Origin of the sequence: Bacillus sp. PS196 (genome assembly GCF_037963555.1) — a bacterium.
Taxonomy (GTDB): domain Bacteria; phylum Bacillota; class Bacilli; order Bacillales; family Bacillaceae; genus Bacillus; species Bacillus subtilis.
Map to the genome: position 1 here is coordinate 310,248 of NZ_CP150159.1, position 11,429 is coordinate 321,676.

11 protein-coding genes are annotated in these 11,429 nt (G+C 45.3%); 8 read left to right on the forward strand and 3 right to left on the reverse strand.

Features of this window, described 5'->3' with window-relative positions:
• Positions 1–996, reverse strand: coding sequence for an LLM class flavin-dependent oxidoreductase (locus NST79_RS01740; RefSeq protein WP_003246351.1), 996 nt, complete (start codon positions 994–996; stop codon positions 1–3).
• Positions 997–1,279: 283 nt separating this feature from the next.
• Here NST79_RS01740 and NST79_RS01745 point away from each other — a divergent pair, with 283 nt between their 5' ends.
• The 7 genes from NST79_RS01745 to niaP all read left to right on the forward strand — a co-directional run bounded on the left by NST79_RS01745 (position 1,280) and on the right by niaP (position 8,048).
• The gene (locus NST79_RS01745) at positions 1,280–1,879 is read left to right on the forward strand and encodes a TerD family protein (RefSeq protein WP_029317217.1); all 600 of its coding nucleotides are present in this window, start codon (positions 1,280–1,282) and stop codon (positions 1,877–1,879) included.
• 21 nt (positions 1,880–1,900) lie between these two features.
• A complete protein-coding gene (locus tag NST79_RS01750) occupies positions 1,901–2,482 on the forward strand; it encodes a TerD family protein (RefSeq protein ID WP_003234723.1) in 582 nt (193 codons plus the stop codon).
• A gap of 34 nt (positions 2,483–2,516) precedes the next feature.
• The gene (locus NST79_RS01755) at positions 2,517–3,095 is read left to right on the forward strand and encodes a TerD family protein (RefSeq protein ID WP_212060608.1); all 579 of its coding nucleotides are present in this window, start codon (positions 2,517–2,519) and stop codon (positions 3,093–3,095) included.
• Between the two features lie 51 nt (positions 3,096–3,146).
• Positions 3,147–3,920 carry a TerC family protein gene (locus NST79_RS01760; protein ID WP_003234719.1) on the forward strand — a complete coding sequence of 258 codons (774 nt, stop codon included), beginning with the start codon at positions 3,147–3,149 and terminating at the stop codon, positions 3,918–3,920.
• Between the two features lie 83 nt (positions 3,921–4,003).
• Positions 4,004–5,617 carry a YceG family protein gene (locus tag NST79_RS01765; RefSeq protein WP_032724865.1) on the forward strand — a complete coding sequence of 538 codons (1,614 nt, stop codon included), beginning with the start codon at positions 4,004–4,006 and terminating at the stop codon, positions 5,615–5,617.
• A 15-nt stretch (positions 5,618–5,632) separates the two neighbouring features.
• Positions 5,633–6,724 carry a toxic anion resistance protein gene (locus NST79_RS01770; RefSeq protein ID WP_003234715.1) on the forward strand — a complete coding sequence of 364 codons (1,092 nt, stop codon included), beginning with the start codon at positions 5,633–5,635 and terminating at the stop codon, positions 6,722–6,724.
• Between the two features lie 121 nt (positions 6,725–6,845).
• The gene (niaP, locus tag NST79_RS01775) at positions 6,846–8,048 is read left to right on the forward strand and encodes a niacin permease NiaP (RefSeq protein WP_029317214.1); all 1,203 of its coding nucleotides are present in this window, start codon (positions 6,846–6,848) and stop codon (positions 8,046–8,048) included.
• A gap of 291 nt (positions 8,049–8,339) precedes the next feature.
• Here niaP and NST79_RS01780 read toward each other — a convergent pair whose 3' ends face one another.
• Together NST79_RS01780 and NST79_RS01785 are read right to left on the reverse strand one after the other, a co-directional pair.
• Positions 8,340–9,512: an MFS transporter gene (locus NST79_RS01780; RefSeq protein ID WP_061891263.1), complete on the reverse strand. Its 1,173-nt coding sequence runs from the start codon at positions 9,510–9,512 to the stop codon at positions 8,340–8,342.
• Positions 9,513–9,580: 68 nt separating this feature from the next.
• Complete coding sequence (locus NST79_RS01785) at positions 9,581–9,883, reverse strand: metalloregulator ArsR/SmtB family transcription factor (RefSeq protein ID WP_010886398.1); 303 nt, start codon at positions 9,881–9,883, stop codon at positions 9,581–9,583.
• 289 nt (positions 9,884–10,172) lie between these two features.
• On the opposite strand from NST79_RS01785, the gene opuAA reads away from it, so the two are divergent.
• Complete coding sequence (opuAA, locus tag NST79_RS01790) at positions 10,173–11,429, forward strand: glycine/proline betaine ABC transporter ATP-binding protein OpuAA (protein WP_003246301.1); 1,257 nt, start codon at positions 10,173–10,175, stop codon at positions 11,427–11,429.

The following is an 11,429-nucleotide window of genomic DNA, read 5'->3' on the forward strand; positions in this document are numbered from 1 at the left end:
TTATAGAAACAATTCGGCAAGGCGCTCATAAGATTCTTTTTTCGCCTCAAAATCAAACACATTGCACAGAACCATGATTTCATTTGTTTCGTAGCAGCCTGTGAGGTCTAACAGCTGTTGTTTGACAGTGGTGGGAGAACCGATCACCATCCGCTTTCTGTTTTCTTCTATGAGTTTTTTATCGGACGCTGTATAGGGATGAGCTTTCGCTTCCTCGATGCTTGGCACGCGGCTGTCCAAGCCTTTTCCGACGCGAAGAAGCCACAGATCCTGGCTTAATGCGAGTTCTTCTGCCTCTTCATCTGTTTTTGCGCAAATGACAAAAATCGTAAACAGTGCGGATGGATTCGAAAAATGGGCTGAGGGCCGAAAGCTTTCCCGGTAGATGCGGAATGCATTTTCTCCTCGCTCGGGATTAATGAAATGCCCAAATACATATCCAATCCCCTGGTGCGCCGCGCGTCTTGCGCTGTTTTCACCAAGACCGAGCACCCATAGCTCGGGTGCCGTACCAATAAGGGGCGCCGCTTTGATTCCGGCATACGGATGGTCGGGAGGAAGGGAATCTGTTAGAAAATAAGAGACATCTTGCAGCTGTCTGTTAAATTCGGTTAAGCTTTTTTTCACTCCGTCCGTTAATGCAAGTCTGGTTTTTGTCGTGCCGCCGGGGGAGCGACCGACGCCGAGGTCAATCCGGTTTGGATACAGGGCCTCAAGCTGGCGAAAGGTTTCAGCCACTTTAAATGGGCTGTATTGGGGCAGAAGCACGCCGCCTGATCCGACACGAATGGTGTTTGTCTGTGCTGCGATGCGGGCGATCATGATTTCAGGCGCTGTGCTTGCCAGTCCTTTCGTGCTGTGATGCTCGGCAAACCAATAACGCTTATAGCCCCACTGTTCGCTTAATTGGGCAAGCTCAACCGAATGCTGGAGAGTTGTCACAGGGCTTTCTCCTTTAGAAACAGGTGCCTGATCAAGTATGCTTAAATGAATCAAAAGGCCGCTTCCTTTCTGTCTGTTTTTAGATGGTGACACAAGAATAGGCAAAATGACTTGCCCGCGTCAAATGGTTTGTTTAAGAAGCGCACTTTATAGCATTTGCAAATCATATATCAAATATGGAAGTTTTTTTTCGAGGTTTTTCGTCAATTATTCTTAACTTTTACGAAACTTTGATATAATAACAAACGTATATATTAGTAATTTACGGCTTATTTTCCTTGTGAGCGTAAAAATAAATGTGACTATCTTCACATTTTGATGAGTAGGAGTGAATCGTGTGGCAATTTCTTTAGAAAAAGGTCAACGAATTGATTTAACAAAAGGAAAAGCCGGTCTGTCAAAATTGATGGTCGGTCTCGGCTGGGACCCAGTGTCCTCAGGCGGAGGATTCTTCAGCAAACTGCTTGGCGGAGGCGGTCCGAATATCGACTGTGACGCTTCAGTGCTGATGCTGGAAAACGGAAAATTCACCGATAAGAAAAACCTGATTTATTTCGGCAACCTGAAAAGCCGCTGCGGCGGTGTACAGCATACAGGCGACAACCTGACGGGTGACGGTGCGGGCGATGACGAGCAAATTATGATAGATTTAGATAAAGTGCCTGCAAACATCGATAAGCTTGTATTTGTAGTAAACATTTACGATTGTGTCAGAAGAAAACAAGATTTCGGCATGATTCAAAATGCGTTTATCCGCGTAGTTGATCAATCTAATCACGAGGAAATGCTCAAGTACAATTTGAGAGACAATTACGCCGGCAGAACAAGCCTGATTACAGCAGAAATCTACCGCAGCGGCAGTGAGTGGAAGTTTGCGGCGGTCGGTGAAGGCACAAACGATACGAGATTAGAAGATATTATCAGCCGATACGTATAAAAGAAAAGGAGTGGATGAAACATGACAATTTCATTGGCAAAAGGACAAAAAGTAGATTTAACAAAAACAAATCCGGGTCTTTCAAAGGTTGTTGTCGGTTTAGGCTGGGATACGAACAAGTATGACGGCGGGCACGACTTTGATCTTGACTCAAGTGTGTTTCTGTTAGACGCCGCGGGCAAATGCGCGTCACCAAACGACTTTATTTTCTACAACCAGCTTGAAGGCGGCAACGGTTCAGTCGTTCATTCAGGCGACAACCTGACTGGTGCTGGCGAAGGCGACGATGAGAATGTAAAAGTAAATCTCAGCGCTGTACCGGCAAACATTGATAAAATCTCATTTGTTATTACCATTCACGATGCAGAAGCGCGCAGCCAAAACTTTGGACAAGTATCAAACGCGTTTGTCCGCATCGTAAATGAAGAAACAAATGAAGAGCTCATCCGTTACGATCTTGCAGAAGATTTCTCTATTGAAACGGCAATCATTGCAGGGGAGCTTTACAGACATAACGGCGAGTGGAAATTCTCAGCAATCGGCTCAGGCTACCAAGGCGGCCTTGCCCGCATTGCAACAGACTACGGTTTGCAAGTCGGTTAAGACAAATACGAAGAGCAGAAAGGAGAGAGGCAGTATGGCCATTCAATTATCAAAAGGACAGCGCATTGATTTAACAAAAACAAATCCGGGACTGACTAAAGCGGTGATCGGCTTAGGCTGGGATACAAACAAGTACTCCGGCGGATACGATTTTGACCTGGATGCTTCGGCCTTTTTAGTTGATGCGCATGATAACTGCGTAAATGATCTCGATTTCGTCTTCTATAATAACCTTGAACATCCGAGCGGCGGTGTCATCCATACGGGTGACAACCGCACGGGTGAGGGCGACGGAGATGATGAGCAGATTATCGTTGATTTCTCAAAAATCCCTGCTCACATTGAGAAAATCGGCATCACAGTGACCATTCACGACGCTGAAGCACGCAGCCAAAACTTTGGACAAGTTTCCAATGCATTTGTCCGCGTTGTGGATGAAGAAACGCAGAATGAGCTTCTTCGCTTCGATTTGGGAGAAGACTTCTCCATTGAAACAGCTGTTGTCGTTTGTGAGCTTTACAGACACGGCGGCGAGTGGAAATTCAATGCAATCGGCAGCGGATTTTCTGGCGGGCTGGCTGCATTGTGCCGGAATTACGGTTTGCAAGTGTAAGCGAGTGACAAATAGAGAAGTCACCGTTTCAAATTAATAGGAGGAAAAAACTTGGACTTTTTACATCATATTTTGTCTACGTATGCTTCATTTTTCGATTGGAAAATGTGGGGGGAAGTTCTGACTGATCCTGTTTCCTGGGGTTTGATCGGTTCCCTTGTTGTTCTGGAAGGCCTTTTATCGGCCGATAACGCGCTTGTTCTTGCGGTCATGGTTAAACACCTGCCGGAAAAACAGCGGAAAAAAGCGTTAACGTATGGTTTGTTTGGAGCTTATATTTTCAGGTTTATTTTCATCGGGCTCGGTATGCTTCTCATTAAATTCTGGTGGATCAAGGTGCTTGGCGCGCTTTACCTGGCTTGGCTCGTCATTAAGCACTTCTGGATTGGCGAAAAAGAAGAGGAAGCGGACGGCATCAAGAAAAACTCTTGGATGGTCCGCACGTTTGGGATCTTCTGGGCGACTGTCATTTCAGTAGAATTAATGGATCTTGCCTTCTCTGTGGACAGCATCCTGGCCGCGTTTGCAGTATCTGAAAAAGTATGGGTGCTTCTGATTGGCGGTATGCTTGGTATTTTAATGATGCGTACAGTGGCAAAAGTATTCCTTGTGCTGATTGATAAAATTCCTGAGCTGGAAAACACAGCATTCGTCTTAATCGGCATTATCGCGCTGAAAATGGCGGGGAGCGCTTTCCATTACGAAATGCCGCACTCTGTATTCTTCATTATCATTATCGCTGCATTTGCGGTAACATTGATCATTCACTACATCAATAAACAAAAGCAGGTGCGCGAACAAACAGCCGCTTCAAAAGAAGAATAAAACAAAACAAGGAGGGAGGTTCAATGTCCTTCCTTTTTTGTTACCGAAATATCGTTCAATGACAAACCGGAAAGGAGGATATGATGAGACAAGAAGAACTAACCATTCATAAAGCACTTCCGGCTGATGGCGATTGGAAAAGCCTGCTGTTTCAGCCATTGCCGGAGCGGGATCACTATGAAACTGCACAAGGCCTTTCTTTTTCTCGTCTTGCCGGTCAGATATTGGGCACGCCTATTGATGAGACGGATTACTATAACGAGCTGTATGAGCTGTCTGTAAACGACCGCATAACGATTTTGAGTGAAACGCTTGATAAAACAATCGAACCGGAAACATTTCAAAAGCTTCAGCATATTCATTCCATCAATCAGAAAGAAAAAGGGCTGTCAGTCAGCCGCTTTGTTGCCTTTCTGGACGGGGAAAAGCTGATTGCGAAGCACTCAAATCCCCTGATGCACCGCCATTTAAGAAAAGCGCTGATGACGCTTTTACATACCTTTGCGGACAGTCATGAAAAGGGGCTGAATCATCCTGATTTTCGCAGAGTGCTGCTTGATGTCTCGAAGTTTTCCTTAAACCATCTGAACCCTTGGCTGGAAAAAACCGATATAGAGCGGGAGATGCCGAAGGTTGTTTGGTATGGAGATGCGACGAAAAGCCAGCTCTATTTCTTATATTATCTGATGCTGGTCGGCTGTGATGTACTGCTGTTCCATCCGGCGGGAACGGATCAGTTGGCGCTTGTCGACCCGAAGCAGGAGCTCGGTTTTACGGAAAAGCTCCCGGATGTTTCGGAGCTTCAGCCGTTTCCGAAAGAAAAACCAGACCGGAAATCAACAGTGGCTTACCGCTCAACAAAGGAAATTGAACATGTGCTGAATCACGAGGAATCCATGCTGTATAAGCCGTGGCAGTTCAGAGATCACACACCGGTGTCCGTTACGCTGAAAACGACCTATGATGAATTGTTTTTAATCACGAAAGAACGCGCCTTTATTCGGCCGAATTTCAAAGCTGATAAACATTCCATTGAGATTCCGAATGTATTCGCCAAAATTATGGGCGTGTCGAAAGACAATAAGGAATATTGGAACAGGCTTCATACTCTAGCGGATTATCAGGAAACAGAAATGGTAAGAAGCTTTCCATTTACAGAAGAAATAAAGTCGAACTATCAATTTCACTACAGCCACGCACTTGATCAAGAAGGGAACATTGATCCGGACAAGCTGATGGCAAGCAATGTGTGGCAGTACAAACAGCTGCCGGCAGGCGTTCAGACTGCCATTGCCAAAACGATTTCGAGAATGTGCAGGCACCCGCGGCTTAAGGCTTTGCATCAGGAACAAGTCAAGGATGTTCAAATCTATTTGTTTAAACAAACAACAAACCTGCCTGCTAATCTGCTGAAATTGATTCAAATGTTCGACTATGCGCAAACCGTTCCGAAACTTGTTTTATATCATACGGAAATGAGCGGCGGACTCACGCGTTCGGATGCTGCCGCCCTGCTGTTCCTGAATGAAATCGGAATCGATATCATCATTTATAATCCGCCCGGACACCAAGATATTGAGCAGTTTATTGAAGAGGATCAGTATGATATCCACTGGCTGGATGACATGGTGTTTCAGCAGGACTACAAAGAGCCTTCGCTTGTGAAAAGGCTCTTCAGAACTATTACCCAAAAATAAGGAGAGAAGAAAAGCATGACAACAGAAAATCAAAATCCGCTTGTTCTCGATAAAAATGAAGAGATTTCCCAGCAAAAAGCTGACGATATCCGTCTTCAGCTCCGTCAGGAACCAGAAGTGAAGCGGCTTGCTCAACAAATTGACGTCAAAAACCAAATGGAGCTGCTTGAGTACGGCAAGGAGCCGGCCGTTGAAATATCCAAGTTCTCTGACCGCATCTTAGGGATGATGAAAACAACAAGCGTGACAGACTCCGGCACAATGCTGACTCAGCTTGGGAAAATCATGGACCGTTTCGACAAAAATGATTTTGATGAGCCAAAGGGATTAATGGCGAAAATTTTTAAACGCGGCGGCAGCATGATTGAAAAAATCTTTAAAAAGTATCAGACACTTGGCGGAGAGATTGAAAAAATCCACGTTGAGATTTCAAAATACAAAGATGAGATGACGAAGACGAACTACACGCTCGATGAAATGTATGAAAACAATATCAAATACTATATGGAGCTTGAAAAATACGTCGTTGCCGGGCAGATGAAACTGGAAGAGATGCAGTCGATCCTTCCTTCATATGAGGAAAAAGCGGCAAGCGGAAACCAGCTGGCGCAAATGCAGCTTGATACATTGCGCAACGGCATTCAGGCGCTTGAGGAACGGGTGTATGATCTTGACATGGCACGGATGGTGGCGCTTCAAACCGCACCTCAAATCCGTCTCCTGCAGCGAGGAAATGCAAAGCTGATCGGGAAAATCAACTCCGCGTTTATCATTACCATTCCGATTTTCAAAAACGGCATTATTCAGGCTGTTACGGTAAAGCGGCAAAAGCTTGTGGCTGATTCCATGAGCGAGCTTGACCGCCGGACAAACGAGATGCTGAAACGAAATGCTGAAAACATCTCGAGCCAAAGTGTTGAAATTGCGAGAATGGCCGGCAGACCGAGCATAGATATTGAAACGATTGAATCGTCTTGGAACACGATTGTCAGCGGCATGCAGGAAACAAAACAAATCGAAGAAGAAAACAAGCGCCTCCGCGAAGACGGCGCGAGACGAATTGCCCAGCTTCAGGATAATATTAAAAAAGCAGCATTGCAGCAATAATAAAAACCCCGCTTGTGGAACATAAGCGGGGTTTTTCAATTACATCATTTAGTTAATGACAATGTGTAAAGACAGGTGTAAACTTAAACGGTAATCATTTTGCATATCAGAGGTGTTGGCAATGGGAAAACAACAGCCTATATCCCAGCGTAAACTGCTGGGCGTCGCCGGTTTGGGGTGGCTGTTTGATGCAATGGATGTCGGAATATTATCGTTTATTATCGCCGCGCTCCATGTAGAGTGGAATCTGTCGCCCGAAGAAATGAAATGGATCGGAAGCGTCAATTCCATCGGCATGGCTGCGGGTGCGTTTTTGTTTGGTTTGCTTGCTGATCGAATCGGCCGCAAAAAAGTGTTTATCATCACCCTTTTATGCTTTTCCATCGGAAGCGGCATTTCCGCTTTTGTGACAAGTTTATCGGCATTTCTAATCCTTCGTTTCGTGATTGGTATGGGACTTGGCGGCGAGCTTCCAGTCGCTTCAACACTCGTTTCGGAAGCGGTTGTGCCTGAAAAGCGGGGCAGAGTGATTGTGCTTTTGGAAAGCTTTTGGGCCGTGGGCTGGCTCGCAGCGGCCTTGATTTCTTACTTTGTGATACCAAGCTTCGGCTGGCAGGCTGCACTTCTGTTAACTGCGCTGACTGCTTTTTATGCGCTGTACCTGCGGACGAGTCTGCCTGATTCGCCGAAATATGAATCGCTTTCTGCCAAAAAGAGGTCGGTGTGGGAGAATGTAAAAAGCGTCTGGGCAAGACAGTATATACGGCCGACCGTGATGCTGTCGCTCGTTTGGTTCTGTGTGGTGTTTTCTTATTACGGCATGTTCCTATGGCTCCCGAGTGTCATGCTGCTGAAAGGCTTCAGCATGATTCAAAGCTTTGAATATGTCCTGCTGATGACGCTTGCTCAGCTACCGGGCTATTTCTCTGCCGCATGGCTGATTGAAAAAGCGGGCCGGAAGTGGATACTCGTCATTTACTTGATTGGCACAGCAGGAAGCGCCTATTTCTTCGGAACGGCGGATTCCTTAAGTCTTCTGCTTACGGCTGGAATGCTGTTATCGTTTTTCAATCTCGGTGCATGGGGCGTGCTGTATGCTTATACCCCGGAGCAATACCCGACTGCGATTCGGGCAACAGGTTCAGGAACGACAGCAGCGTTTGGAAGAATCGGCGGCATCTTCGGGCCTTTGCTCGTCGGAACTCTGGCAGCCCGTCATATTTCGTTTTCGGTCATCTTTTCAATCTTTTGCATTGCAATCTTACTCGCGGTTGCTTGTATTTTGATTATGGGGAAAGAAACGAAACAAACTGAGCTAGAATAGGAAAAGCACCTCTTGAAAGAGGTGCTTTCAGCGTGTCGACAAACTCTCGCATTCGTTGTCAGGACTGCGCTTCGGTGCTCAATGCGAAGTGGATCAACGGCTAAATTCTCAGGCGTCCTGCCTAAACGCCGTCGTCATCACATCCTGTGAATGTCCGCTCCTATGCTCGTCCTTCCTAGACTTCAAGGGTTTTCAATCACGCTGAAAAGATGACAAAATCCTAAAATGAAAACCATTTTAGGATTTTGTCAACAATCTGAGGCACCTCTTGAATGAGGTGCTTTTTTTTTTTTACATCTGCGCCCGGGCTGCGGATTGGCGTTTCCCGGTTTTACTGATTGCCTGGTAGAGCGTCATAGAAAGTATGAACAAAATGGCAGTAAATCCTGTGACAGCTCCGAAATGCTGTGTGCTTTGATATAAAAAACCTGCAATACTTGTACCGACAGTGGTCCCGGCATACATAGCGGCATTGGAAAGGGAAGCGATGGTTCCTCGCGCATTTGGTGCAATGGATTGAAAGACACCCATCATTAACGGAAAGATGATGCCAGCTGTAAAGAACGTGAGAAAAAAGCCGGCTTCTACTAAAAACAAGTTTGGAAAGAACGGAAGAGCGAAATAGAGAGCGCCCATTAGCAGCATCCCGCTGATCAGTGTTTTAAACATGCCCAGCTTTTCTGAAACCCGGCTGCCGATAAGGCTCCCGAGCATATTTCCCAGTCCGAGTACAAGCATAGCTGCGCCAATTTGTGACACGGTTAAATGATAATCCGCGGAAAGCCAAGTACCCAGAAAGCTGAACGATGCGAAGTTTCCGGTTTGAAACAGAAAATAGGCAAGCAGAATGACCGATGTTTTCGGCAATGAAAAAAGCTCCCGATAGGGGTTGACAATTGATGGGCGCGCCAATGGTTCAGAAGGCCGGATGCCAGGCATGACCGCCGCCAGGATCAATAGAAGAATAAGCGAGCACGCTGACAAAACGAAAAATGGCGTATGCCATGTAAAGGAAGCGAGAAACCCTCCAATAGGAAGTCCGAGCATTTGTGAAGCGGCCAAACCTGCTGTCGCAATCCCCATGCCTTTTATGATCTGAGAAGGCTGGACAATGACTGGGATGGACGCCCAAATTTGAGGCGTCACAAACGCAGCGCTAACGCCTGCGGCAAAACGGAACAGGCACATGGCGGCAAAAGAGGGAGCGATGCCGCATAAAAATGTGGATACGATAAAGCCTGCAAGTCCCCACAGCATGACTGTTTTCCTGTTCAGCCGGTCTGAGATTGGGCCTGCAATGAAAGCGAAGAGTGCATAACCGAGTGCATAAGCACTGACCATCCAGCCTGACAAATCAGTAGAGACATGAAACTGATCCTGTAAAAGGGGGAGAAGCGGCGAAAGCAAAAAGGTATCCGTGCCAATGACAAACATGACACTGAAGAAAAGCCAAATGCGATTCAAATTTTATCACTCCTATTGTTTTATAACTTTAAAACTATGAAACAGATATGTATAGAGAAAACCCTTTGTTAGAGGGTTTCCAAAAAGCCAGGCAGGTATGTTTGAAATGTGTCTTCACGCAGACTGACGTATTTTGTCCGCGAATCTTTCCGGGTTGCCGTCAATCCCGCTTCACGCAGCGTTTTAAAATGATAAGATGCCGTGGTTTTGACAATATTGCACTTTTCACCTACTTCACCGCAGCTGAGTTCTTTTCCGCTGACATAAAGCGTACGAATAATGGCAAGCCTTGATTCATCAGACAGTGCTTTAAAAATTTGCGCTCTGATTTGATCATCTGATTGTTTCATAGTCATGAAACTATAATACATAATTGATGTTGAAAAAGCAACTTATTTTTCCAGTAAAGGAGAGGGAAGTCATAAGAGGAAGGAGGAATTCAATTCCAATAAAAGCGTTTTCAACTAAAGATAGGCGAAAAATCACCCGTAAAATACAATCATATAGGAGGATTACAGAGCATTTAGAAGCATAAATAAGATCATGTGGTCACATGGATGTTTATAAAGAAATGGTACAGAATAGAAGAGAATATGCTGTTTGTGTGGGAAGTTACATAAATGTTACGGTAATAAAGATTGCTTAATATGGAGGGAAAATATGAGTGTAGATGAGAAACCAATTAAGATAAAAGTCGAGAAAGTCTCTAAGATTTTTGGGAAACAAACAAAGAAGGCAGTTCAAATGCTTGCCAACGGAAAGACAAAAAAAGAGATCCTGAAAGCAACCGGATCAACCGTTGGTGTTAATCAGGCAGATTTTGAAGTATATGATGGTGAGATATTTGTCATCATGGGTCTATCAGGGAGCGGTAAATCAACTTTAGTACGGATGTTAAACCGGCTTATTGAACCGACTGCCGGAAATATTTACATTGATGGTGACATGATAACAAATATGTCTAAAGACCAGCTCCGGGAAGTCCGCCGGAAGAAAATCAGCATGGTCTTCCAAAAGTTCGCTCTGTTCCCGCACAGAACGATACTTGAAAACACAGAATACGGACTGGAACTTCAAGGTGTAGACAAACAAGAGCGGCAGCAAAAAGCGCTTGAGTCTCTTAAGCTCGTTGGACTGGAAGGATTTGAACACCAATATCCCGACCAGCTTTCCGGCGGGATGCAGCAGCGTGTCGGCCTTGCCCGCGCGTTGACAAATGATCCGGACATCCTTCTGATGGACGAAGCGTTCAGTGCGCTTGATCCATTGATTCGTAAAGATATGCAGGATGAACTTCTTGATCTTCACGATAATGTCGGAAAAACGATTATCTTTATTACGCATGACTTGGACGAAGCGTTGCGGATCGGCGACAGAATTGTCCTAATGAAGGACGGCAACATCGTTCAAATCGGCACGCCTGAAGAAATCCTGATGAATCCATCTAACGAATATGTTGAGAAATTCGTCGAAGATGTTGATTTGTCTAAAGTCCTCACAGCAGGCCACATTATGAAACGCGCTGAAACAGTGCGGATTGATAAAGGGCCTCGCGTAGCATTGACACTGATGAAAAACCTTGGAATTTCTTCAATTTATGCAGTGGATAAACAAAAGAAATTGTTAGGTGTTATCTATGCGTCTGATGCGAAAAAAGCGGCTGAGTCTGATTTGTCACTTCAAGACATCTTGAATACAGAATTTACGACTGTACCAGAGAATACGTATCTGACTGAGATTTTTGACGTTGTGTCCGATGCGAATATTCCAATTGCGGTTGTGGATGAGAAGCAAAGAATGAAAGGAATTGTCGTAAGAGGCGCGCTGATTGGCGCACTTGCCGGCAATAACGAGTATATCAATGCTGAAGGCACTAACGAACAAACACAAGATCCTTCTGCACAGGAGGTGAAATAA